This is a genomic window from Allobosea sp. 47.2.35, from assembly GCF_024655635.1.
In the GTDB taxonomy this organism is placed as follows: Bacteria; Pseudomonadota; Alphaproteobacteria; order Rhizobiales; family Beijerinckiaceae; genus Allobosea.
This window is the reverse complement of record NZ_JANLGI010000013.1, coordinates 97,341-119,857: the sequence shown is the minus strand read 5'-3', so window position 1 is coordinate 119,857 and position 22,517 is coordinate 97,341. Positions and strand designations below refer to the sequence as shown.

Here is a 22,517-nt window from a genome sequence, read left to right as displayed (position 1 = left end):
CGAGCTTCAGCCCGCGATCTTGAGCGCCTTGCGCTGCTCTTTGGCGCTGTCGTCGCGGCGCTCCTTGGCCGCTTCCATGTCGAGGCTGACCATGAAGTCGGAGATGCGCGGCTGAATCTCGGAGCGGAAGCGCGAGCCGTTGAAGACGCCGTAATGGCCGACCTTCGGCTGGAGGTAATGGACGCGCTTGTCGTCGGGGATGTTGACGCAGAGGTCATGCGCGGCCTGCGTCTGGCCGACGCCGGAGATGTCATCCATCTCGCCCTCGACCGTCATCAGCGCGACGCGGCGGATGGCGGTGAGGTCGACCGGCTTGTCGCGATGCATCATCTCGCCCTTGGGCAGGGAGTGCTTCACAAAGACGGTGTCGACAGTCTGGAGATAGAACTCGGCGGTGAGGTCCATCACCGCCAGGTACTCGTCGTAGAAGTCGCGATGCTTCTCGGCGGAATCGCCGTCGCCGCTGACGAGATGCTTGAACATGTCGTAATGGGCGGTGACGTGGCGGTCGATATTCATCGCCATGAAGCCCGAGAGCTGCATGAAGCCCGGATAGACCTGCCGGAAAGCGCCCAGGCTCGGGAACGGCACGACGGTGATGCAGTTGCGGCGGAACCAGTCCGTGCCGCGCTCCATCGCAAGCTGGTTGACGGCGGTCGGCGAGCGGCGGGTGTCGATCGGGCCGCCCATCAGCGTCATCGAACGCGGCGCGCAGGGGTCGGATTCGGCCTCCATGCGGGCGATCGCGGCGATGACCGGCACGGATGGCTGGCAGATCGCCATGACATGGGTGTCCGGACCCAGCATCTGCAGCATGCCGATGACGTAGTCGATGTAGTCGTCGAGGTCGAAGCGACCCTCGGAGAGCGGCACAAGGCGGGCATCGATCCAGTCGGTGATGTAGACCTCATGGCCGGGCAGGAAGGCCTCGACCGTGCCGCGCAGCAGCGTGGCGTAATGGCCCGACATCGGCGCGACCAGCAGCACCTTGGGCTGCGGCTTGCGGCGGCTGGATGGAATCTTGCGGTCGAAATAGACCAGCTTGCAGAAGGGGCGCTCCCAGACAACCCGCTCCTCGACGGCGACCTTGACGCCGTTGATCGTGGTCTCGTCGAGGCCGAAGGCCGGCTTACCGTAGCGGCGCGTCATGCGCTCGAAGAGCTCGCAGGAAGCCGCGACGCTGCGTCCGAACGGCGTGTAGGTCAGCGGATTGGCCGGGTTCTTGAAGGCCAGATGCATCGCATCCGAAACCCCGCGCACCGGGCTCACCATCATGTGAACCGCTTCGTAGGCATGGTAGGCGAACGACATGGCAGCCCCGTACATACGATTGAACGTCCTTCCGGCGACGCAACATGCGATGATGCGACGCAGCATCGCACCTTACGTTGATTTTGTTCTCATTCAACCCGGCTAAAGGCTAAGATTTTCCTGCAATGTGGATGAAGCCAGACAAACCACCGGCTGGCGGCGGGCGGGAGACCCTCGAAACGTGAGCTTTCCGGACCTTTCCGCGCCGGTTCTGGCGCGTTCCAGCCGTCATTTGCGCCTCGACACGCTGGTCCGGCTGCGCTGGCTCGCCATTGCAGGCCAAAGCCTCGCCGTCGCCGGCGTGCATTTCGGCCTCGGCTTTCCGCTTCCCTTCGGCTGGTGCTTCGGCATCATCGCGGTCTCCGCCTGGCTCAATATCGCGCTGCGCATCCGCTTTCCGCTGAGCCACCGCCTCAACGACAAGGCCGCGACCGCCCTGCTTGGCTTCGACATCGCCCAGCTCGCGGCCCTGCTCTTCATGACCGGCGGATTGCAGAATCCGTTCGCGATCCTGTTCCTGGCGCCGGTGATGATCTCGGCGACGGCGCTGCCGCCGCAGCGCACCTTGGTTCTCGGCCTGCTGGCGATGGGCCTTGCGACCCTGCTCAGCCGCTATCACCTGCCATTGCCCTGGGCCGGTGAGGACCGGCCGGTGCTGCCGGCTTTCTACCAGCTCGGCAACTGGGCCGCGCTCGTGCTCGGCCTCGGCTTCACCGGCATCTATGCCTGGCGCGTCGCCAAGGAGGCGCGCGACCTTTCCGACGCGCTCGCTGCGACCGAACTGGTGCTGGCGCGCGAGCAGCATCTGTCGCAGCTCGATGGGCTCGCCGCCGCCGCCGCACATGAGCTCGGTACGCCGCTCGGCACGATCGCGCTCGTCGCGCGCGAACTGACGCGCCTCGCCCCACCCGATGGCGAGATGGCCGAGGATATCGCGCTCTTGCGCGAGCAGGTGGAGCGCTGCCGCGGCATCCTCGGCAAGCTCTCCAGCCTGCAGGACGAGGATGCCGGGCCTCTCGGCCAGCTCACCTTGCGCCTGCTGATCGAGGAAGCGGCCGGGCCGCAGCGGCCCTTCGGCACGCCCTTCGAGATCACGATGACCGGGGAGAAGCCGGAGCCGGTCTGCCGCCGCAATCCCGGGATGATCTACGGCCTCGGCAATATCGTCGACAACGCCGTGGATTTCGCGCGCTCAGCGGTGGCCATCTCGGCGGAATGGAGCCAGAGCCAGGTCGTGCTGGTGATCGCCGATGACGGGCCGGGCTTCCCGCCGGACGTGCTGATGCGCGCAGGTGACCCCTATCTCTCGCGCGGCTCCGGCGAAGGCCGCGCAGGTGGCGGCCTCGGGCTCGGCCTCTTCATCGCCAAGACCCTGCTGGAGCGGGGTGGCGCGACCCTGGAATTCTCGAACAGGCCGGCGCCCGCGAGCGGCGCCTCGATCAAGATCGCCTGGTCCCGCGACGATTTCGAAGCCGACCTGCCTGTCGATGGGGGTACCCAGGCGGGCGCATCGGCCTTACATGAACCTGGCTGAGCAGGCTCCACAGGGCGCCTGCCAGCGAAGCGAAACCCTCATACGCGCAGCCGCAGCGCGCCGAGAAGCGGCAAGGAGAAGACGATGCAGGACGCAGCGAGCGAAACCGAAAGGCCTGGTCCGGCCGCCGACATGTCCCTTCTGCTGGTGGACGACGACAAACCGTTCCTGACCCGCCTCGCCCGCGCCATGGAAGGCCGCGGCTATGCCGTGCGCATCGCCGACAGTGTCGCGGCCGGCATCGCCGCCGTGGAAGAGGCCGCCCCCGCCTTCGCCGTGATCGACCTGCGCCTCGGCGACGGCAACGGCCTCGACGTGATCGCCCGCCTCAAGGAACGCCGCCCCGATGCGCGCGGCGTGGTCCTGACCGGTTACGGCAATATCGCGACCGCCGTCAGCGCCGTGAAGCTCGGAGCCTTCGATTTCCTCGCGAAGCCCGCCGATGCCGACGAAATCCATGCCGCGCTCGCCGCGCAGCGCGACGCCCGGCCCCAGCCGCCGGAAAATCCGATGTCGGCCGACCGGGTGCGCTGGGAGCATATCCAGCGCGTCTACGAATTGTGCAGCCGCAATGTCTCGGAGACGGCCCGCCGCCTCGGCATGCATCGCCGCACCTTGCAGCGCATCCTCGCCAAGCGCGCCCCGCGCTGATCCCAGCTTGAATGCGGAAAGCCCGCCGGACGACATGTCCGGCGGGCTTTTTCATGTCTCATGCTTGCGCGGCTCAGGTCGCGCAAGCTGGAGCGAGCCGGGCGGCACGGCGCTCCAGCGAGACCGCGAAGACGGCGAGGCCGAGCGCCAGCAACGGCACCACGGCGGCGACCGGCGCGATCGCGCCATAGCCGAGGCCTTGCGTGATCACCGCGCCACCGAGCCAGGCGCCGAAGGCATTGCCGAGGTTGAAGGCGGCGATGTTGAGGCTCGAAGCCAACCCCTGCCCCGCGCCACCGGCCTGCTGCAACACCCACATCTGGAGCGGCGCGACCGTGGCGAAGGCGGCGGCGCCGAGCACGAAGGCCGCGACGACGGCGCCGATCTGGCTGTGGAAGGCGAAGCCGGAGGCGAACATCGCGACGGTCAGCAGCGTGATCGAGCCGATCAGCGCCGGAGCCAGCCTGCGATCGGCCCAGCGTCCGCCGAGCAGGTTGCCGACGACGAGGCCGCCGCCGAAGACCAGCAGGATCGGCGAGACCGCCGCCTCGCTGAAGCCGGCGAGCTGGACGAGGATCGGCTGGATGAAGGTGAAGACCGCGAAAATGCCGCCGAAGCCGAGCACGGTCATGATCAGGCCAAGCTGAACCTGCGGCCGCGCCAGCACCTTGAACTCCTCGGCAAGCGAGCCGGGCACCACGCGCTCGCGATCCGCCGGCACGAAGACCGCCAGGACGACCAGGGCGACGAGGCCGATCGCGGTCACAGCCCAGAAGGTCGAGCGCCAGCCGAAGGCGAGGCCGAGCCAGGAGCCGAAGGGCACGCCGAGCAGGGTCGCCAGCGTCAGGCCGGTGAACATCAGGGCGATGGCCGAGGCCTTGCGCTCCGGCGCGACGAGGCTGGTCGCGACAAGCGAGCCGACGCCGAAGAAGGTGCCATGCGCCAAAGCCGTGACGATGCGCGCCGCCATCAGCCAGCCGAAGCTTGGGCTCAGCGCAGCGGCGAGATTGCCCAGCGTGAAGATCGCCATCAGCACGAGCAGCGTCGTCTTGCGTGGCAGGGAGCGGGTCGCGATCGTCAGCACGGGCGCGCCGACGAAAACGCCGAGCGCATAGCCGGTCATCAGCAGGCCGGCGAGCGGGACGCTGATCCCGAGATCGGCGGAAACCTGCAGGAGCAGGCCCATGATGACGAATTCGGTGACGCCGATGCCGAAGGCACCGACGGTAAGAGCGTAGAGGGCGACGGGCATGGGATGCCTCCGGGGAACGTGTTCGGGCCCGGAGATAGCGCCGGAAGCGCTTGTGAATTAGACTGCATGAAAGACCAGCAATTGTGAGATGAATTCACGATGCCGCGCAGCGAGATCAACCGGTCCGGCGAGATGGAAGTCTTCGCCCGCGTCGTCGAGCTCGGCGGCTTCTCGCCGGCAGCGCGCGCACTCAGGATGACCCCTTCGGCGGTCAGCAAGCTCGTCGCACGGCTGGAGGCGCGGCTGGGCGTGCGTTTGATCGTGCGCTCGACCCGCAAGTTCATGCTGACAGAGGAAGGCACGACCTTCCATGAGCGGACCTTGCGCGTGCTCGCCGATCTCGACGAGGCCGAGCGGGCGGTCGCCGCCTGCCAGATCCCGCGCGGGCGATTGCGCGTGAACGCCAATGTCGCCTTCGGCTGGCATTTCCTGCTGCCGGTGGCACCGCGCTTCATGGCGGCGCATCCCGGCATCCAGTTGGACATCTCGATTACCGATGCGGTGATCGACCTCGTCGACGAGCGCGCCGATGTCGCGATCCGGGTCGGGCCGCTGCGGTCCTCACAGCTCGTCGCGCGCAAGCTCGGCGAAAGCGTCTCGGCGATCGTCGCATCGCCGGATTATCTGGCGGCCCATGGCACGCCGGACCATCCCGAGAGACTCGCCGGCTGCGACCTCATCACCTTCAACTTCGCCCGTCACCGCGACACCTGGCCCTTCGTCATCGATGGCCAGCGCGTCTTCCTCCCGGCCCATGGCCGCGTCACGGTCGGCGACGGCGAAAGCGCGCGGCGCCTGGCGCTGGCGGGACAGGGCCTGACCCGGCTCTCGCTCTTCCACATCGCCGACGACATCGCCGCCGGCCGGCTCGTCGCCGTGCTGGAGGCTTTCAATCCCGGCGATATCGAGGAGATCCATGCCGTCTATGTCGGCCATGGCGGCAAATTGCCGGCACGGGTGCGCGCCTTCATCGATTTCCTGGTCGCCGAGATCGATCTGCGCCGGTTCGCCACGGTGCCAAAAGCGGTAATGGCCGGAGCCCGTGAGGCGGCCCTGTCAGGCTGAACCGTCCGGGTCCTCGATCGCGGCCAGCCGGCTCGATGCCAGCCGCGCCAATGCGATGGTCAGCATCTTGCGCCGCGCCGCGCTCAAGGGATGGCGCGGCGGCTCGCGCAGCAATTCGCCGCCATAGGCGTCGGCGACGATCAGGCCGACATCGTCTGGCAGGATTTCGCGCGGGAACTCCGGTGCGACAGCGAAGAGGAAGCCATCGCAATAATCGCGGTAATCCGGCCATTTGCCGTCGACGCGGTAATCAGCGATGCCCGACTTGACCTCGACGACCCAGAGCTCGCCCGAAGGCGAGAGCGCGACGATATCGCCGCGCCGGCCGTTGGCGAAGGTCATCTCCTTGACGATGGCGTAGCCGCGCTCGCGTAGATGCCGGGCCGCGCCGCGGCAGACGATGCGCGTGATATCGGGCCGCGCCGACGGCGGATTGAGAACAGAATCCGTGAGAGACATGAGATCATGTTCTCTCTTTGTTTCCCGGATTGCAAGCCGGGCTCAGCCCGGCAGGGAACCATCCGTGCCGGCGCCGCAGACCAGCGCGCAGATTTTCTCGCCGCGGGAGAGCGCGACGCGCCCCGCGTGGAGCGCGGCCAGCGCCGCCGCGCCCGACAGGTCAGCCGCGATGCCGAACTCGAACCAGAGCGACTTCGCCGCCCGCTCCATCTCGGCATCGGTGATCAGCACGATCTCATCAACATTGCGTGCCGTCGCCTCATAGATCGCCTGATCGGTCCGGCGGCAGGACATGGTGGCGACGCGGGTTTCCAGCGTGTCGAGCGCGACGAGCCTCCCGGCGGCAAGACAGGCATGCAGGGTCGGCGATCCCACCGGCTCGATGCCGATGATCCGGGTCTGCGGGCGCAAGGCCTTCACAGCCGTCGAGAGGCCGGTGATCAAGCCGCCGCCGCCGATGGCGACGAGGATGACAGCGACCTCGGGCATGTCGTCGAGGATATCGAGGCCGAGCGTGCCCTGGCCCGCGACGACCAGCGGATCGCTGAAGGGATGGGCATAGGTCGTGCCGGTTTCGCGGGAATGGGCGAGCGCGGCGGCGTTGGCATCGTCCCAGATCGCGCCGACGATATGGACGTCCGCGCCCCAGTCGCGCAGCTTGGCGATCTTGTCGGGTGCCGCGTTGGAAGGCAGGAAGATCGTCGCGCGCACGCCGAGCACATGGGCCGAGCGGGCAATGGCGAGGCCGTGATTGCCCCCGGATGCGGTGACAACGCCGCGCGCCAGCTCGTCCTTGGACAGGGTCAAAAGGCGGTTCATCGCGCCGCGCGCCTTGAAGGAGCCCGCCGCCTGCAGCAATTCGAGCTTCAGCGTGACGTCGCCGCCGAAATCGCCGCCGCGCGTCCTGGCATAGGGCAGCGTCGGGGTCTTCCGGATGTAAGGCGCGATGCGCTGGCGGGCGGCGCGGATATCGTCAAGCGAGATCATCACAGGGTTCCGCGATAGGGCGCCGCAACGATCAGGCAGCAATTGCCCGGCTTCACGCGACCCGGCTGGCGGCGGCCATAGAGGATGCCGTCGGCGGCGTAGTGCAGCGTCTCGGGCGGCCGCGTCGGGTCCCAGGTGCAATGGATGCGGCCGGCTGGCTCGCCGGCGCTCACCTTGGTGCCATTGGCGTGGAAAGGTTCGAAGATGCCGTCCGCCGTCGCATAGACGTAAGCGGAGATGCCGGGCAATTCGAGAATCTGGCCGTCGCCGCGCCTGGGCTCAGGCTTGTCGCGGACGACGACGCCGAGATGATTCAGCACATTGGCGACGCCGCGCCGGCAGACCGCAAGCGCTTCCAGCGAGACCGTGCCGGCGCCGGCCATCTCGGTGCCGACCGTGACGAGCCCGGCGCGGCAGGCGGCGGCGGTCGCGGTGCGCGGCTCGCCGAGATTGCTGATCACGACCATCATCGGCGCATCGAAGGCCTGCACCGCCGCGACATTGCGCTTGTGCAGGGCGGGATCGTCGGTCGGCTCGACGATGGCGCTCGGGATGATGTCGAGCGAAGAGCCGCCGGAATGCAGGTCGAGGAAGGCGTCGCCCACCGGCAGGATGTGGTCGCTGACGAAGGCCGAGATCTGCTGGGTGATGGTGCCGCGCGGATCGCCAGGGAAGGTGCGGTTGAAGTTGAGCCCGTCGATCGGCGAGGTGCGCTGGCCGGCCATGACGGCATGGACGTTGTTCGCCGGCATCAGGATGAGGCGGCCCTGGACGCGGCCGGGATCGAGATCGCGGATCAGGTCGCAGATCGTGATCGGCCCCTCGTATTCGTCGCCATGGTTGCCGCCCTCCATGATCACGGTCGGGCCGGTGCCGTTCTTGATCACGGCGATCGGCACGCGGGTCGCGCCCCAGGCGTCGTCATGCGGCGAATGCGGGATCATCAGGAAGCCGGTCTGCTTGCCCTCGCGGTCGAGATCGACGGTGAGGAAGGCGCTGGACGGGCGCGGGGTCGGCTTGGGGCGGGTGCTGGTCATGGCGGGCTCGGGCAGTGCGATCGGCATGGAAAGAAGGGCACGGGGAACCCCTCTCCTGTAAGGAGAGGGGTAGGGGGAGGTGTAGGCCCTTGGACCAGTGAGGCACGCCCTCACCGCAGCAGCGGTCAGGTCACGGCTAAAGCGTCCAATGGCCTACCCCTCACCCTGCCCTCTCCCTCCGGGAGAGGGTTCCCCGCGTTTCATGTGAGTAGGATGCCGCCTCACAGCGTCGGCAGCGGGTCCATCGGCATGTCCAGGTACTTGCGGTGCAGGCGCTCGAGCTCGCCGTTCATCGTGTTGAAGAAGATGAAGCCGTCGAGCCAGCGCACGAGATTATGCTGGTCCATCTGCACGCCCATATGGGCCGGGCTGCGACGGATGACGAACTTGCGCTCGAATTCCTTGTTCGGGTTCTGCTTGGCCAGCGCCTGCGCCACGATCGAATTGGTGGCGAGGAGATCGGCCTGACCGGTGATGTAGGCGGCGGCAGCCGTCGCGTCGTCCTCGGTGCGCATCAGACTGGCCTTCGGCGCGGCGGCCGAGATCGCGAGTTCCTGCGTCGTGCCCTTGGCGGCGGCGACGCGGGCCGAGCCGATCGTCTCCGGGCTCGACACGGCTGAGTTCTTCGCGCCGTAGACCGCGAGGAAGGTGTTGGCATAGGGCGCGGTGAACTGGATCTGCTTGGCGCGTTCAGGCGTCAGGCCCATCACCGAGATGACGATGTCGACCTTGTCGGTCATCAGGAAGGGGATGCGGTTGGCGCCGGTGATCTGCTGCATCTCCAGCTTCACGCCGAGGCCCTTGGCGACCATCTCGGCCATCTCGATATCGAAGCCGATCGCCTTGCGGTCCTTGTCCTGCGAACCGAAGGGCGGCGCATCGAGCGGCACGCCGATGCGGACCACGCCCTTGGACAGGATGTCCTGAAGCTTGTCGGCCTTGGCCTCGGCGGCGCCGAAGGCGGCGACGGCCAGGGCGGCTAAACCTGCGAACAGTGAACGCATCGTCTTCTCTCCCCTCGTTGATATCGTTGGCATTCAGCCTCAGTGCAGGACCGCGCTGAGGAAGGTCTGGAGTTCCGGCGTCTTGGGTTCAGCCAGGACGGCTGCGGCCGGGCCCTGCTCGTGAATGCGGCCCTCGTGCATGAAGACGACGCGCGAGCCGAAGCGGCGGGCGAAGCCCATCTCATGGGTCACGAGGATCATGGTCATGCCCTCCTTCGCGACGGATTCGAGCACCTTGAGCACCTCGCCGGTGAGCTCGGGATCGAGTGCCGAGGTGACCTCGTCGAACAGCATCAGCTTCGGCCGCATGGCGAGCGAGCGGGCGATGGCGACGCGCTGCTGCTGGCCGCCGGAGAGCTGCGCGGGATAGGCGTCGAGCTTGTCCTCCAGCCCGACGCGGGCCAGCACCTCGCGGGCGACGTCGCGGGCCGCCTGCGGCGCCTGTTTCTTCACGACGCGCGGGGCGAGCGTGATGTTGTCGCAGACCGAGAGATGCGGGAACAAGTTGAAGCTCTGGAAGACGATGCCGACCTCCTGGCGCAATTTGCGCAAGTTGGTCGCGGGGTCGTTGACCTGCGTACCGTCGACACAGATGACGCCGGCCTGAACCGGCTCCAACCCGTTGATGCAGCGCAACATGGTGCTCTTGCCCGAGCCGGAGCGGCCGATCACGGCGACGACCTCGCCCTTGGCGATATCGAGCGAGACGTCCTTCAGCACCTGGACCGAGCCGTAGCTCTTGTTGATCCCGTGGATTTCAACGAGCGACATCGAGCTTCCGCTCGATCGAGCGGCTCCATTGCGAGAGGGGGAAGCACATCGCGAAATAGATCGCGGCGACGGTGATGTAGACGGCGAAGGGCTTGTAGGTGCCGGCCGCCGTGAGCTGGCCCTCGCGCGTCAGTTCGACGAAGCCGATCACCGCGGCGAGCGAGGTGTTCTTGATGAGCTGAACGAGGAAGCCGACCGTCGGCGGGATCGCCACCCTGACCGATTGCGGCACGATGACGTAACGCAGTTGCTCTCCGAGCGAGAGGCCGAGCGAGGCGCCGGCCTCCCATTGGGTCTTGGCGATAGAGACCAGCGCGCCACGCCAGATCTCGCCGAGGAAGGCGCTGCCATAGACCGAGAAGGCGGTTGCCGCCGCGATCCACGGATTGACCGAGATTCCGACGAGCGGCAGGCCGAAGAAGATCACGAAAAGCCAGACCAGCAGCGGCGTGCCCTGGACGACGTGGATATAGGCCGCCGCGAGCCAGCGCAGCGGCGCGAAGGGCAAGATGCGGGCGATGGCGATGACGATGCCGATCAGCGACGCGCCGATGAAGGCGGTCGCGGTCAGCGCCAGAGTCCAGCGCGCCGCCGCGATCAGGTACATCACATCGATGAGGCCGAATTCGCGGATCATCGCCTGACGAACGCCCAGTAGTAGAGCCCCGCGAACAGGCCGCGGAAGGCGAAGGCGAGCCCGAGATAGAGCACGCCGATGACGGTGTAGACTTCGAAATCGCGGAAGGTGCGCGACTGCACGATCGAGGCCGCGTGGAACAGATCCTCGACCGAGATCTGCGAGACGACGCTGGTCGCCAGCATCAGCAGCACGAACTGGCTGGCGAGCGCCGGGAACATCGCCTTCAGCGCCGGGAACATCACGACATAGCGGAAGACCTGCAGGCCGGAGAGCCCGAGCGAATGGCCGGCCTCGACCTGCGCCTTCGGCACGGCCTCCAGCCCGGCGCGGACGATCTCGGTGGTGTAGGCGCCGAGATTGATGACCAGCGCGATGATCGCGGCGGTGAGCCCGTCGAGCCTGACGCCGAATGTCGGCAGGCCGAAGAAGATCAGGAAGAGCTGCACCAGCAGCGGCGTGTTGCGGATGATTTCGACATAGGTGCCGACGATGCGGCGCAGCCAGGCAGGGCCATAGACGCGGGCGGCGGCGCAGGCGATGCCGATGACGAGGCCGCCGATCATCGCGAGGCCCGAGAGCAGCAGCGTGATCCAGACGCCTTCGAGGATCGATTCCCAGGCGGCGAAGACATCGCGGAACTGCAGGCCGTATTTCATGGCCGGCCGGCGCGCGACAGCGGCGCGACGCTCCCAGAACCTGCGATATGATCCGACGATCGTACCATCAGCCTCCCCTTTGACGGCGAGGCTAGGTTCGTTTCTTATTTGATGTCAAGCTTCATATATGAAACAGTGAGACATGAGCGACCTGTCGGATACCGAGAACGGAGACAAGGGCAGCTACGCGGCGCCGGCGCTGGAGAAGGGGCTCGACATCCTCGAACTCCTCGCTGAGGTCGGCGAGCCGCTCTCGACCCGCGAGATCGCCGAGCGCCTCGCCCGCTCGAAGAGCGAGATTTTCCGCATGGTCTTCGTGCTGCAGCAGCGCGGCTACCTCGCCCGTGAGGCCGGGACGGACCGGCTCGGCCTGTCACGTCGGCTGTTCGACCTGGGCATCCGCACACCGGCCGGGCGCCAGCTCACCTCGATCGTGCTGCCGGTGATGGAGCGCTTCAGCGAGGCGAGCGGACAGGTCGCGCATCTCGTCGTGCTGAGCCGGGCGCAGACCGTGGTGCTGGCGACGACCTCCGGCCATCTCGACGCCAGCGTCATCGTTCGGCCCGGCTATGGCCGGCCCGCGCTCGACGCCAATTCCGGCATGCTCATTCTCGCCTTCCAGAGCGAGACGCGCCGGCGCCAGTTGATGCGGGAGGCGTCGGAGGCCGACAAGCAACGTCTCGAAGCCGCCGAAACAGAGCGCACCTTCGCGGAGATCCGTGCCCTCGGGCACCGCGTCGCCGCCAGCCGCGACATCATGGCCGTGACCGACATCGCCTGCCCTGTCATCGGACCGGGCGGGCATGCGGAAGCGGCGATCCTCGTGCCCTGCCTGCAACGACACGGCATCGCGACGGATGAGGAGGTGATCCTGAAGGCGCTGAAAGCGAGCTGCGCGGAAGCCGGCTCGCAACTGTCGCTATAGGGCTAGATGACGCAAGGGCACGACGATTGGCAATCGAGCCTATAAATGCAACTGAGAATGATTATTATTTGCAATAATATGAATCAAGACCGATGCTGCAGCTGCAAAGCTCTCCACTCGCGCTGCAGCTTGACATGGCCTTCACGGCCAACCGAACATGAGGTTCATTCTTCGGAAAGGTAGCTTATGCGCCTGTTTGCCGCGTCGCTCGCAACCGAAACGAATACGTTCTCTCCAATCCCGACATCCCGGGCCAATTTCGAGGCTTCCGCCTATTTCCCCGCCGGCCAGCATCCCGACCGGGCGACCCATTGCACCGCCCCGCTCTATGTCGCGCGGCAGCGCGCCAAGCGCGACGGGTTCGAATTGATCGAGGGCTCCTGTTTCTGGGCCGAACCGTCGGGCACCTGCGCCCAAGCCGATTATGAGGAGATGCGCGAGGAGATCCTCGTCCAGCTCCGGGCGGCGATGCCGGTCGATGGCGTGCTGCTCGGCCTGCACGGCGCGATGGTCGCGCATGGCTATGACGATTGCGAAGGCGACATCCTCGAACATGTCCGCGCCATCGTCGGCCCCTCCGTGCCGATCGGCGTCGAGCTCGATCCGCATTGCCACCTGACCGAGAAGCGCGTGCGCCTCGCCGACGCGATCATCCTCTACAAGGAATACCCGCATATCGACTTCGTCGAGCGGGCCGAGGAGCTCGTCGACATCATCCTCGGCACGATCCGGGGCAAGCTCAAACCGGTGATGTCGCTCTACGACTGCCGGATGATCGAGCTGGTGCCGACGACGCGCGAGCCGGGCCGCTCCTTCGTCGACCGGATGAGCGCGCTCGAAGGCAAGGACGGCATCCTCTCGGTTTCGCTGGCGCATGGCTTCCAGCAGGGCGACGTGCCGGAGATCGGCACTCGCATCCTCGTCGTCACTGACAACGCCAAGGCGAAGGGCGATGCGCTGGCGGCAAAGCTCGGCGAGGAGTTCCGTTCGCTCAAGGGGCAGTTCGCCCCGCCGGTGACCCCGCTCGACGAGGCGCTCGACCGCGCGCTCGGTGGCGCCGCCAACGGCCCGCGCGTCATCGCGGATTCCACCGACAACGCCGGCGGCGGCGCTGCCTCCGACAACACCAACATCATCCACCGCCTACGCGAGCGCGGCATCTCCGATGCGGCGGTCGGCCCGGTCTGGGACCCGGTCGCGGTCGAGTTCTGCCTGACGGCCGGTGTCGGCGCGACCATTCCGCTGCGCTTCGGCGGCAAGGCGGCCTCGACCTCCGGTACGCCGGTCGATGGCGAGGTGACGGTGCTCGGCGCCATCCGGAACGGCACCCAGAGCTTCGGCACCGCCAAGGTACCGATCGGCAATGCGGTCGGCATCCGCATCGACGGCATCGATGTCGCGCTGTTGTCGCACCGGACGCAGGCGCTGGGGCTGGAGATCTTCACCAGCGTCGGCATCGACCCGACGCAGAAGCGCATCGTCTCGGTCAAGTCGACCAACCATTTCCATGCGGCCTACGGCCCGATCGCCAGCGAGGTGATCTACACCGATGGCGGCGGGCCTTCGCATCTCGACGTGCGCAAATATCCCTATCGCAAGATCAACCGGCCGCTTTGGCCGCATGATCCGCTCCCGCCGGGCCGGCTCGTCGTCTGACGCCCCCGCACCCGGAAGGGAACAGGAGAGAAGAAGCATGACCCGATGAGGGCCAGACGAGGCGAATGCCCGCGGCCCTCCCCATCAACGAGGAGGAGAACGACATGACCACGACACGCAGACGTTTCGTTCAGGGCGGCTTGGCAACCGGTGCGATCATCTCCGCGCCGGCCACCATCCGCGCCCAGACCACGCCTTCCGCAGCCCGCACCATCCGCGCCGTCCTGCACGGCGATCTTCGCGTCTTCGATCCGATCTGGACCACCGCGAACATGACCTCGTACCACTCCGGCATGGTCTACGACATGCTGTTCGGCGTGAACGACAAATACGAGCCGCAGCCGCAGATGGTCTCGAAATGGTCGCTCTCGGACGACCGCAAGACCTATACGTTCGAGCTGCGCGACGGCCTGCGCTTCAGCGACGGCACGCCGGTCACCGCTCGGGACTGCGTCGCCTCGATCCGGCGCTGGGGCGCCCGCGACGGCGGCGGCCAGCACATGATGGCGCGCCTCGCCGACACGCCGGTGAAGGACGACAAGACCTTCCAGATCGTGATGAAGGAGCCCTACGGGCTCGTGGTCGAATGGCTCGCCAAGGCCGCTACCAATGTCTGCTACATCATGCGCGAGAAGGAGGCCGGGACCGACCCGAACCAGCAGATCAGCACGATCATCGGCTCGGGCCCCTTCACCTTCAACGAGAGCGCGGTCGTCCAGGGCCAGCGCTATGTCTATGACCGCAACGCCAATTACGTGCCGCGTTCCGAGCCGGCGGTGATGACCTCCGGCGGCAAGGTCGTGAATGTCGACCGCGTCGTGTTCGAGAACATCGCCGACGAGGCGACCGCGATCGCCGCGATCCGGGCCGGCGAGATCGACATGATCGAATACCCCAACGTCGATCTGCTCGACTCGCTCGCCGGCGAGAAGGCGATCAAGCTGGAAGTGCTGAACAAGCAGGGCCAGCTGGGCTGGGCGCGCGTGAACTGGCTCCATCCGCCGTTCAACAACATCAAGGCCCGCCAGGCCATGCTGCACCTCATCCACCCGACCGAGGTGATGAAGGCGACCTTCGGCGACGAGAAATATTTCCGCGGATGCTCCTCGCTGTTCGGCATGGGCACGCCGATGGAGAACGACGCCAATATCGACTGGTTCAAGGGCGCGCCGAATATCGAGAAGGCGAAGCAGCTCGTGAAGGAGTCCGGCTATGACGGGCGCCCGGTCGTGGTGCTGCAGGCGACCAACATCGCCTATATGAACAACGCGGCCAACCTGATCGCGCAATGGATGCGCCAGGCCGGCTTCAACGTCTCGCTGCAGGCCTCCGACTGGGGCGCCGTCGTCACCCGCCGCGCCGTCAAGGCCGCGCCGGACCAGGGCGGCTGGAACGTGTTCTTCACCTCCGGCTCAGTCAACGCCTTCGGCAACCCGGTCTCGCTCAGCGGCCATGCGGCCAGCGGCGAGAAGGGCTGGTTCGGCTGGCCGACCAATGAGTTGCACGAGCAATTGCGCGACAAATGGGCGGGCGCCCAGACCGATGCCGAGCGCAAGCAGATCGCGCGCGACATCCAGCAGAACGCCTGGGATTTCGTGCCGCATGCCTATTTCGGCCAGTGGTTCCAGCCGGCGGCCCTGCGCAACCTGACCGGACTGATCGGCATGCCCGAGCTGATCCCGTTCTGGAACGTGAAGAAGGGCTGATCTCAGCCCGATCGTGAACCGATCCGCGGAGTCCGCCTTCTGGCGGGCTCCGCTTGCCCACCCGTCTTCAGGTGACCGTGCCGGCGGTGTGAGGGCGAGCACGCGATGCCGTGCGCTGCGGGGATTGGCCCATCTTCCCGCACCGAATGAACAAGCCGACGGAGGACGAACGACGCAATGCTGAGTTATCTCGTACAGCGCCTGGCATCGACCATCCTGGTGATGACGCTGGTGGGCATTTTCGTCTTCCTGCTGCTGCATCTTTCGGCCGGCGACCCCGCCGCCATTATCGCCGGCGACTACGCCACGCCGCAGCAGATCGTCGCGATCCGCCAGCGGCTCGGCCTCGACGATCCCCTGCTGGTCCAGTTCGGGCGCTGGGCGCTGCGCGTGATCCAGGGCGATCTCGGCGTCTCGATCTTCTCCAGCACGCCGGTCTCGACGCTGATCCTGCAGCGCCTGGAGCCGACGCTGTCGCTGGCCATCCTCACCATGATCTTCGCGGTCTCGATCGCGGTCACGCTCGGCGTGCTCGCGGCCTGGAAGGCCGGCCGGCCGGTCGACCGCCTGCTGATGGGCTTTTCCGTGCTCGGCTTCTCGATGCCGACCTTCGTGGTCGGCTACTGCCTGATCTATGTCTTCGCGATCGAACTGCGCTGGCTGCCCGTGCAAGGCTACCGGCCGATCCTGGACGGCATCGGCCCGTGGTTCATGCATCTCGTGCTGCCGACGGTGACGCTCGGCCTCGCCTATGTCGCGCTGATCGCGCGCATGACGCGGGCCTCGATGCAGGAGGTGCTGGAGGAGGACTATATCCGCACCGCCAATGCCAAGGGCGTCTCGGCGCGCACGATGCTGATGAAGCACGCGCTCAAGAATGCCGGCGTGCCGATCATCACCGTGATCGGCATCGGCGTCGCCCTGCTGATCGGCGGCGTCGTGATCACCGAGACCGTGTTCAACATCCCCGGCATCGGCCGCCTCGTGGTCGATGCGATCTCGAAGCGCGACTACCCGATCATCCAGGGCGTGATCCTCGTCTTCTCCGGCGTCTATGTGCTGATCAACCTCGCGGTCGATCTCTCCTATTCGCTCATCGACCCCCGCATCCGGCATTGAGGAGGCGAGACCGATGACCGCAATCGATGCCCCGACCGTTCCCGCTCCCCCCACCGGCAGCCGCCTCGCCCGGATCGGCCGCTTCGTGCGCCGCAACCCAACGATGCTGCTCGGCGCCGCCATCCTGATCTTCTTCCTCATCATCGCGATCATCGCGCCGCTGATCGCCGGCGACCCGATGCTGAAGGCGCCGACCCGGCGGCTGCAGCCGCCCTCGCCAGACCTGCGCTTCGGCACTGACCAGCTCGGTCAGGACGTCTTCGCGCGAACCGTCTACGGCGCCCGCGTCTCGCTCATCGTCGGCTTCAGCGTCGCGACGATCTCGATCCTCATCGGCCTGACCATCGGCCTCTTCGCCGGCTATTATCGTCGCTTCGACGCCATCGTGATGCGCCTGATGGACGGGCTGATGGCGATCCCCGCGATCCTGCTCGCCATCGCCATGGTCTCGCTGAACCAGGGCAGCATCGGTATCGTCATCGCGGCGATCTCGATCCCGGAATTGCCGCGCGTCGTTCGCCTTGTCCGCTCGATCGTGCTCAGCGTCAAGGAACTGCCCTTCGTCGAGGCCGCGCGCGCCTGCGGAGCGCGCACGCCGCGCCTCCTGTTCTGGCACATCATGCCGAGCACGATTGCGCCGCTCATCGTGCAGGCAACCTATATCTGCGCCTCCGCCATCCTTGTCGAAGCCTCGCTTTCCTTCCTTGGCGCGGGCGTGCCGCCGGAGGTGCCGAGCTGGGGCAACATGATCGCATCGAGCCGCCTCTATCTCGCCCGCGCGCCCTGGACGATCTTCTGTCCGGCGATCGCGCTTGCCCTCGTGGTGCTCGCGGTGAACCTGCTCGGCGACGGCCTACGCGACCGGCTCGATCCGCGCCTGTCGCGGCGGCTCTAGCCTCACGACCGCACTGCACGCCGGGCATGCATCGGCACGCCCGGCGAATCCCCGGCACCGCGCTATGCTGCCTTCGCCATCGATGGCGACACGAAGCTGGGAGCCTGCCGGGATGAACCGACGCGACACGATCAGACTGGCGCTGCTGCCGACGCCCTTCGGGCAACTCCCGCGCCTGTCACAGGCTCTCCGCCAGAGCGGCAAAGGCCCCTCGATCTGGATGAAGCGTGACGACTGCACCGGCTTCGCCGGCGGCGGCAACAAGGTGCGCAAGCTCGAATACCTTGTCGCGGAGGCGCTGAAACAGGGCGCCGATACGCTCGTCACCATGGGCGCGATCCAGTCGAACCACGCCCGCCAGACGGCTGCAGCGGCGGCGCGCAACGGGCTCGCCTGCGTGCTGCTGCTGACTGACTCAGTGGCGAATCGCAGCGAAGCCTATCGGAGCAACGGCAACTGGCTGCTCGACCGGATTTTTGGCGCCGAGATCCGCCTGCTCCCGGTCGGCGGCGATGCGACCGCCCTCGCAGACGAAGCTGTGGCCGGGCTCAAGGCGCAGGGAAAACGCCCCTATTTCATCCCGGTCGGCGGGTCCAATGCGCTGGGCAGCCTAGCCTATCGCGACGCCCTTCTGGAACTGGCCGAGCAGGCGAAGGCAGTGAATGTTTGTATCGATCAGATCGTCGTGCCGACAGGCAGCGGCGGCACCCATGCCGGCATCCTGGCCGGCGTCGAAGATGCCGGACTCGGCTGCCGCGTGCAGGGCATCAGCGTCTCGCGCTCGTCCGAGCAGGCGGGTGCCATCGTCTCCGGATTGGTGAATGACATCTACGCGCTGGAAGGCCGGCAGCGGGGCAAGCAGGTTGCCCTGGAGATCGATGATTCGCAGGTCGGCCCAGGCTATGGCCAACCGACGCCCGCGATGATCGAAGCGGTCGAGCTGGTCGCTCGGACAGAAGGCATCCTGCTCGACCCCGTCTATACCGGCAAGGCGATGGCCGGGCTCCTTGCGCTGGTCGGGAGCGGCGCCATCGGCCCCGACGAGACCGTCGTGTTCTGGCACACCGGGGGCGCGCCGGGGCTCTATGCCTATCCGGAAGTTTTTCAGCGATAGTCGCCTCGGCGATTCGCAGTGCGATGCCGTCCCTTCGGGATACCACTCGACGGAGAGCCCGGACGGGCCGTCATTCTCGGGCTTGACCCGATAATCTCGTGCAGGAAGAAGCGCCTCTCCGTCCTGAGATGCTCGGGTCAAGCCCGAGCATGACGGCGCATTACGCCCTCATCCGCGCAGCCCACGAGGCTGTGGAAAGCCTCCCCCCGACCTTATCGAGCAGGCCCCATCGAGGGCTCGATTTACCCTCTGTTAACCATTTCCTCGATACACCGAAGCAACCGAAAATTTACCAAGATAACCGACGTGTTAACTCAACCCCGGCCCATCCGCCTCAAGGGGCGGTCCTATCTTGCGCTGACGCTGACCCCGGAGCTGCCCTTCGAGGACTGGCTCGCGCGGCTCGACGATCTCGCCTCGCGCTCCGCCGGCTTCTTCCTGCGGCGCCCCGTGGTGCTCGACATCACCGGGCTGGACGTCGACCGGGCGCAGCTTCGCACCTTCGTCAGCCAGCTCGGTTCGCGTCAGGTCCGGATCATGGGCATCGAGGGCGCCTCCCCCGCCCTGCTCGGCGCGGACCTGCCGCCGGCCATGGCCGACGGGCGCCCGACCTCCGATTTCGAGCCTCCGGTCGCAGCGACTGAGACGGCCCCGGCCGAGGTGGCGGTCGCCGAGCCGGTCATGCCAGAACTGCCCAAAGCGGTCCCGTCGATCATCGTGACGCAGCCGGTGCGCTCGGGCCAGTCGCTGGTCTTCCTCGAAGGCGATGTCACCGTCGTCGGCTCGGTCGCTTCCGGCGCCGAGATCGTCGCGGGCGGCTCGATCCATGTCTATGGCACCCTGCGTGGCCGGGCGATGGCCGGCACGATGGGCAACGCAGCCGCGCGCATCTTCTGCCGCAAGCTCGAGGCCGAGCTGATCGCGATCGACGGCTACTACAAGACGGCCGAGGACATGGGTCCGGAGTTCCGCGGCAAGCCCGTGCAAATCTGGCTCGATGGCGAAGCGTTCAAGGTCGAAGCGCTCGCCTGAGGCGAAGGCATCAACAATCACAAAGGAGCGGTCAATGGGCAAGGTCATCGTCGTCACATCGGGCAAGGGCGGCGTCGGCAAGACGACATCGTCGGCCGCGCTCGGCGCCGCGCTCGCCCAGGGCGGGGACAAGGTCGTGGTCGTCGATTTCGACGTCGGCCTGCGCAATCTCGATCTGGTGATGGGCGCCGAACGGCGCGTGGTCTACGACCTCGTCAACGTCATCCAGGGCGAGGCCAAGCTCACCCAGGCGCTGATCCGCGACAAGCGCGTCGAAACGCTCTACCTGCTGCCGGCCTCGCAGACCCGCGACAAGGACAATCTGACGGCGGAAGGCGTCGCGGCCGTCATCGGCGCGCTGAAGGCGAATTTCGACTGGGTGATCTGCGACAGCCCGGCCGGCATCGAGCGCGGCGCGACGCTGGCGATGCGCCATGCCGATATCGCGATCGTCGTGACCAATCCGGAAGTCTCTTCCGTCCGCGATTCCGACCGGATCATCGGCCTGCTCGATTCCAAGACGCTCAAGGCCGAGAATGGCGAGCGCATGGAGAAGCATCTGCTGCTCACCCGCTACGACCCTCTCCGCGCCGAGCGCGGCGACATGCTGAAGGTCGACGACGTGCTGGAGATTCTCTCGATCCCGCTGCTCGGCATCATCCCTGAGAGCATGGACGTGCTGCGCGCCTCCAATATCGGCTCGCCGGTCACGCTGGCCGACCAGGGCAGCGCGCCGGCCATCGCCTATTTCGATGCCATCCGCCGCCTCAAGGGAGAACAGCTCCCGGTCACGGTCCCCGGCGAGAAGCGCGGCTTCTTCGGCAAGTTCTTCGGAAGGAAGGCGGCATGAGCATGAACCTGTTCCGCCTCTTCTCCCGCCCTCGCTCGGCCCCCGCAGCGCGGGAACGGCTTCAGGTCCTGCTCGCCCATGAGCGCGCCGCTGCCGGCGGCGATGCCGACCTGCTCGGCAAGCTGCGCGACGAAATCCTGCGCGCGATCTCCAAGCACATGCAGATCGACGACGACAAGGTCAGCGTCCGGATGGAGCGCGGGCCTCAGGTCTCGACGCTCGCCGTCGATATCGAAGTCCCGTTCGACGCCGGCAAGAAGGCGGCGTAACCGCCGAACATTTTGTCGGGCGCGCGGCGGCTATCGGCTCGTCGCGCGCCCGATGATCTCATCGACCTCGTCGCGATCGATGCGGCGTCGCTCGAACAGCCGCCGGGCAATCGCGGCCTGGGCCGCGAGCATCGACGGCCGGTAGAGGATCGCGGTGGCGGCCGTCGCGCAGCGCGCGCGCAAGGCGGCTTCATCCTGAGGCGGCAACAGGGCGATATAGGGCCGCATCTGCCGGAGATCGTCCTCATGAGAGGCGATAGCGCCGGGATACCATTTCAACCCCTCTTCGTTCCAATAGATCATTTCGCCGCAATAGCCGGCGGAGAGGATGGTGATCTCGATCTCAGCCCGCTGACGGTCGAGCGCGTTGTCGGCCTGAAACCCTCGCTTGTAGGGCTCGAAGCAGGTCTCCCCCGAGATGCCATGGGGCGGCCGCAGCCAGGCATGCGTGATGTAGCGCTGATGCTGCCAGCCGACGACGATATGGCCGGCCTCATGGAAGGCGCAGGCGGCGCGCCGGATGTCGGCCGGGATATCGTCGAGAATCGGCATGCCGCCTCACTGTCACCGGCAGCAGCCCTCGGCAACATCTCCCGTCGAGTTCGCCCTCACATCCAGGCCGGTAATGCTGGCACCTGGGCCACGGCTGGAACTCGCGCAGCCGCTCAGGACGGTAGAGAAAAATCTCGAACCAGCCGGCAAAGGCGCTGCCCGGCGCGCCTGCCGACAGCGCCATCGAAACTCGGCCTCGTGGCCATTCAGGCTCTTGCCAGCAGGGCCGCAATGCGTTCCTGCCAGGTCTCCGCTTCCGCGCGCCCTGAAAAATCGCTCATTTCGACCACCGGCCATTTTGGCAGACGCAGGTGCAGAACAGGATACGGGCCGTCCTCGCTGTCTCTCATGATCAGCTTCGGCGGCGTGAGCGCCGAAAGAGGATAGGTCTCGTGGCGCTTCAGAATGGGCCCGCGCATGATCCTCACGGCATGTCCCGTTGCCGGATCCAGCCTGAGTTCGGTGGAGCTTGCGAAGGACAAGAGCACGAAGAAGCTGCCCAGTACGCCCGGGACCATGACGCACAGCGCAGCCAGAAGCAGCGTCGGCGAAAGAGTGTCCCAATCCGCGTGAAGAATGAAAGGGATCGGGATGACGATCCCGACACCCAATCCAAGCACCAAAATGAAAAGCCTCAGCGGCAGCGGCAACCGTCGCTGCCGGTAAATGATCGCGCGCTCATGTTCGATCAGCATCGGCAGGACGGTAGAATGTTTCCCGCTCCCTTTCCATGGTCATGGCGCCGATTTGGCGCGGAACGGCTGAGAGGCTGGCCGCAAGCCGCCCGCCACGCACGATACGATGCGAGCAAGCGACGCTTGACCTTGGAGAACCGCGCATCATCCGAAATCCCGCATTGCCGAAGCGGCGGGGATCGGCTATCCAGCCTGCACGGTTAGCGCCCGTAGCTCAGCTGGATAGAGCGTTGCCCTCCGAAGCTGGGAAGCGCTTATTCTAACGCCCCAAAAACTCATTTATCTCCAGCATCTTAACGACCTTCTATGGCGGTCCGTGGTGTCGATGGCTGCATGC

At 66.5% G+C, this 22,517-nt stretch carries 23 protein-coding genes; 12 read left to right on the top strand and 11 right to left on the bottom strand.

What is annotated here, in order from left to right; all coding sequences use genetic code 11:
* Positions 1-6: 6 nt before the first annotated feature.
* Positions 7-1,311, bottom strand: coding sequence for a polyhydroxyalkanoate depolymerase (locus tag NUV79_RS16770; protein ID WP_257734234.1), 1,305 nt, complete (start codon positions 1,309-1,311; stop codon positions 7-9).
* A 181-nt stretch (positions 1,312-1,492) separates the two neighbouring features.
* Here NUV79_RS16770 and NUV79_RS16765 point away from each other — a divergent pair, with 181 nt between their 5' ends.
* The gene (locus NUV79_RS16765) at positions 1,493-2,845 is read left to right on the top strand and encodes an ActS/PrrB/RegB family redox-sensitive histidine kinase (protein ID WP_257734233.1); all 1,353 of its coding nucleotides are present in this window, start codon (positions 1,493-1,495) and stop codon (positions 2,843-2,845) included.
* Between the two features lie 84 nt (positions 2,846-2,929).
* A complete protein-coding gene (locus tag NUV79_RS16760; RefSeq protein ID WP_257734232.1) occupies positions 2,930-3,496 on the top strand; it encodes an ActR/PrrA/RegA family redox response regulator transcription factor in 567 nt (188 codons plus the stop codon).
* A 73-nt stretch (positions 3,497-3,569) separates the two neighbouring features.
* On the opposite strand, the gene NUV79_RS16755 is transcribed toward NUV79_RS16760, so the two are convergent.
* Positions 3,570-4,748: an MFS transporter gene (locus NUV79_RS16755; RefSeq protein WP_257734231.1), complete on the bottom strand. Its 1,179-nt coding sequence runs from the start codon at positions 4,746-4,748 to the stop codon at positions 3,570-3,572.
* A gap of 99 nt (positions 4,749-4,847) precedes the next feature.
* On the opposite strand from NUV79_RS16755, the gene NUV79_RS16750 reads away from it, so the two are divergent.
* Complete coding sequence (locus NUV79_RS16750; RefSeq protein WP_257734230.1) at positions 4,848-5,813, top strand: LysR family transcriptional regulator; 966 nt, start codon at positions 4,848-4,850, stop codon at positions 5,811-5,813.
* Here the strand turns inward: NUV79_RS16750 and NUV79_RS16745 are convergent.
* From NUV79_RS16745 to NUV79_RS16715, 7 genes are all read right to left on the bottom strand, one after another.
* The gene (locus NUV79_RS16745; RefSeq protein WP_257734229.1) at positions 5,805-6,272 is read right to left on the bottom strand and encodes an MmcB family DNA repair protein; all 468 of its coding nucleotides are present in this window, start codon (positions 6,270-6,272) and stop codon (positions 5,805-5,807) included. The two genes, NUV79_RS16750 and NUV79_RS16745, sit on opposite strands and share 9 nt — an antisense overlap.
* A 42-nt stretch (positions 6,273-6,314) precedes the next feature.
* Positions 6,315-7,259 carry a threonine ammonia-lyase gene (locus tag NUV79_RS16740; protein ID WP_257734228.1) on the bottom strand — a complete coding sequence of 315 codons (945 nt, stop codon included), beginning with the start codon at positions 7,257-7,259 and terminating at the stop codon, positions 6,315-6,317.
* Positions 7,259-8,296, bottom strand: coding sequence for a succinylglutamate desuccinylase/aspartoacylase family protein (locus NUV79_RS16735; RefSeq protein ID WP_257734227.1), 1,038 nt, complete (start codon positions 8,294-8,296; stop codon positions 7,259-7,261). The genes NUV79_RS16740 and NUV79_RS16735 overlap by 1 nt, the downstream gene beginning before the upstream one ends.
* A 221-nt stretch (positions 8,297-8,517) precedes the next feature.
* On the bottom strand, positions 8,518-9,300 hold the full coding sequence (locus NUV79_RS16730) for a transporter substrate-binding domain-containing protein (RefSeq protein WP_257734226.1): 783 nt from the start codon (positions 9,298-9,300) through the stop codon (positions 8,518-8,520).
* 39 nt (positions 9,301-9,339) lie between these two features.
* On the bottom strand, positions 9,340-10,071 hold the full coding sequence (locus tag NUV79_RS16725; protein WP_257734225.1) for an amino acid ABC transporter ATP-binding protein: 732 nt from the start codon (positions 10,069-10,071) through the stop codon (positions 9,340-9,342).
* Positions 10,058-10,708, bottom strand: a complete 651-nt coding sequence (locus NUV79_RS16720) for an amino acid ABC transporter permease (RefSeq protein WP_257734224.1) — start codon at positions 10,706-10,708, stop codon at positions 10,058-10,060. Before NUV79_RS16720 ends, NUV79_RS16725 begins: the two co-directional genes overlap by 14 nt.
* Positions 10,705-11,367 (bottom strand): amino acid ABC transporter permease, encoded by a 663-nt coding sequence (locus NUV79_RS16715; RefSeq protein WP_257734223.1) that lies wholly within the window; start codon positions 11,365-11,367, stop codon positions 10,705-10,707. The genes NUV79_RS16720 and NUV79_RS16715 overlap by 4 nt, the downstream gene beginning before the upstream one ends.
* A gap of 142 nt (positions 11,368-11,509) precedes the next feature.
* On the opposite strand from NUV79_RS16715, the gene NUV79_RS16710 reads away from it, so the two are divergent.
* From NUV79_RS16710 to minE, 9 genes are all read left to right on the top strand, one after another.
* Positions 11,510-12,292 carry an IclR family transcriptional regulator gene (locus NUV79_RS16710; RefSeq protein ID WP_257734222.1) on the top strand — a complete coding sequence of 261 codons (783 nt, stop codon included), beginning with the start codon at positions 11,510-11,512 and terminating at the stop codon, positions 12,290-12,292.
* 186 nt (positions 12,293-12,478) lie between these two features.
* Positions 12,479-13,948 carry a M81 family metallopeptidase gene (locus tag NUV79_RS16705; RefSeq protein ID WP_257734221.1) on the top strand — a complete coding sequence of 490 codons (1,470 nt, stop codon included), beginning with the start codon at positions 12,479-12,481 and terminating at the stop codon, positions 13,946-13,948.
* Positions 13,949-14,052: 104 nt separating this feature from the next.
* Positions 14,053-15,654: an ABC transporter substrate-binding protein gene (locus NUV79_RS16700; protein ID WP_257734220.1), complete on the top strand. Its 1,602-nt coding sequence runs from the start codon at positions 14,053-14,055 to the stop codon at positions 15,652-15,654.
* A gap of 177 nt (positions 15,655-15,831) precedes the next feature.
* Positions 15,832-16,773: an ABC transporter permease gene (locus NUV79_RS16695; RefSeq protein WP_257734219.1), complete on the top strand. Its 942-nt coding sequence runs from the start codon at positions 15,832-15,834 to the stop codon at positions 16,771-16,773.
* Positions 16,774-16,786: 13 nt separating this feature from the next.
* Positions 16,787-17,668: an ABC transporter permease gene (locus tag NUV79_RS16690; protein WP_257734218.1), complete on the top strand. Its 882-nt coding sequence runs from the start codon at positions 16,787-16,789 to the stop codon at positions 17,666-17,668.
* A gap of 112 nt (positions 17,669-17,780) precedes the next feature.
* Positions 17,781-18,782, top strand: a complete 1,002-nt coding sequence (locus tag NUV79_RS16685) for a D-cysteine desulfhydrase family protein (protein WP_257734217.1) — start codon at positions 17,781-17,783, stop codon at positions 18,780-18,782.
* Between the two features lie 297 nt (positions 18,783-19,079).
* The gene (gene minC, locus NUV79_RS16680) at positions 19,080-19,814 is read left to right on the top strand and encodes a septum site-determining protein MinC (protein ID WP_257734294.1); all 735 of its coding nucleotides are present in this window, start codon (positions 19,080-19,082) and stop codon (positions 19,812-19,814) included.
* Between the two features lie 34 nt (positions 19,815-19,848).
* A complete protein-coding gene (gene minD / locus NUV79_RS16675; protein WP_257734216.1) occupies positions 19,849-20,664 on the top strand; it encodes a septum site-determining protein MinD in 816 nt (271 codons plus the stop codon).
* Positions 20,665-20,666: 2 nt separating this feature from the next.
* A complete protein-coding gene (gene minE / locus NUV79_RS16670; protein ID WP_257734293.1) occupies positions 20,667-20,933 on the top strand; it encodes a cell division topological specificity factor MinE in 267 nt (88 codons plus the stop codon).
* 30 nt (positions 20,934-20,963) lie between these two features.
* On the opposite strand, the gene NUV79_RS16665 is transcribed toward minE, so the two are convergent.
* Both NUV79_RS16665 and NUV79_RS16660 read right to left on the bottom strand, forming a co-directional pair.
* Positions 20,964-21,485 carry a hypothetical protein gene (locus NUV79_RS16665; RefSeq protein WP_257734215.1) on the bottom strand — a complete coding sequence of 174 codons (522 nt, stop codon included), beginning with the start codon at positions 21,483-21,485 and terminating at the stop codon, positions 20,964-20,966.
* Positions 21,486-21,691: 206 nt separating this feature from the next.
* Entirely contained in the window at positions 21,692-22,180 is a 489-nt protein-coding gene (locus NUV79_RS16660) for a hypothetical protein (RefSeq protein ID WP_257734214.1), read from the bottom strand.
* Positions 22,181-22,517: the final 337 nt, after the last annotated feature.

Excerpts from the sequence above, each read along its gene's own strand:
- NUV79_RS16745 (WP_257734229.1), bottom strand. The coding sequence starts at position 6,272 with ATGTCTCTCACGGATTCTGTTCTCAATCCGCCGTCGGCGCGGCCCGAT.
- minD (WP_257734216.1), top strand. The coding sequence starts at position 19,849 with ATGGGCAAGGTCATCGTCGTCACATCGGGCAAGGGCGGCGTCGGCAAG.
- NUV79_RS16660 (WP_257734214.1), bottom strand. The coding sequence starts at position 22,180 with ATGCTGATCGAACATGAGCGCGCGATCATTTACCGGCAGCGACGGTTG.
- NUV79_RS16715 (WP_257734223.1), bottom strand. The coding sequence starts at position 11,367 with ATGAAATACGGCCTGCAGTTCCGCGATGTCTTCGCCGCCTGGGAATCG.
- NUV79_RS16665 (WP_257734215.1), bottom strand. The coding sequence starts at position 21,485 with ATGCCGATTCTCGACGATATCCCGGCCGACATCCGGCGCGCCGCCTGC.
- NUV79_RS16750 (WP_257734230.1), top strand. The coding sequence starts at position 4,848 with ATGCCGCGCAGCGAGATCAACCGGTCCGGCGAGATGGAAGTCTTCGCC.
- NUV79_RS16735 (WP_257734227.1), bottom strand. The coding sequence starts at position 8,296 with ATGACCAGCACCCGCCCCAAGCCGACCCCGCGCCCGTCCAGCGCCTTC.
- NUV79_RS16740 (WP_257734228.1), bottom strand. The coding sequence starts at position 7,259 with ATGATCTCGCTTGACGATATCCGCGCCGCCCGCCAGCGCATCGCGCCT.
- NUV79_RS16720 (WP_257734224.1), bottom strand. The coding sequence starts at position 10,708 with ATGATCCGCGAATTCGGCCTCATCGATGTGATGTACCTGATCGCGGCG.
- NUV79_RS16760 (WP_257734232.1), top strand. The coding sequence starts at position 2,930 with ATGCAGGACGCAGCGAGCGAAACCGAAAGGCCTGGTCCGGCCGCCGAC.
- NUV79_RS16755 (WP_257734231.1), bottom strand. The coding sequence starts at position 4,748 with ATGCCCGTCGCCCTCTACGCTCTTACCGTCGGTGCCTTCGGCATCGGC.
- NUV79_RS16690 (WP_257734218.1), top strand. The coding sequence starts at position 16,787 with ATGACCGCAATCGATGCCCCGACCGTTCCCGCTCCCCCCACCGGCAGC.
- NUV79_RS16770 (WP_257734234.1), bottom strand. The coding sequence starts at position 1,311 with ATGTCGTTCGCCTACCATGCCTACGAAGCGGTTCACATGATGGTGAGC.
- NUV79_RS16725 (WP_257734225.1), bottom strand. The coding sequence starts at position 10,071 with ATGTCGCTCGTTGAAATCCACGGGATCAACAAGAGCTACGGCTCGGTC.
- NUV79_RS16710 (WP_257734222.1), top strand. The coding sequence starts at position 11,510 with ATGAGCGACCTGTCGGATACCGAGAACGGAGACAAGGGCAGCTACGCG.
- NUV79_RS16695 (WP_257734219.1), top strand. The coding sequence starts at position 15,832 with ATGCTGAGTTATCTCGTACAGCGCCTGGCATCGACCATCCTGGTGATG.
- NUV79_RS16705 (WP_257734221.1), top strand. The coding sequence starts at position 12,479 with ATGCGCCTGTTTGCCGCGTCGCTCGCAACCGAAACGAATACGTTCTCT.
- NUV79_RS16730 (WP_257734226.1), bottom strand. The coding sequence starts at position 9,300 with ATGCGTTCACTGTTCGCAGGTTTAGCCGCCCTGGCCGTCGCCGCCTTC.
- NUV79_RS16700 (WP_257734220.1), top strand. The coding sequence starts at position 14,053 with ATGACCACGACACGCAGACGTTTCGTTCAGGGCGGCTTGGCAACCGGT.
- NUV79_RS16685 (WP_257734217.1), top strand. The coding sequence starts at position 17,781 with ATGAACCGACGCGACACGATCAGACTGGCGCTGCTGCCGACGCCCTTC.
- minE (WP_257734293.1), top strand. The coding sequence starts at position 20,667 with ATGAACCTGTTCCGCCTCTTCTCCCGCCCTCGCTCGGCCCCCGCAGCG.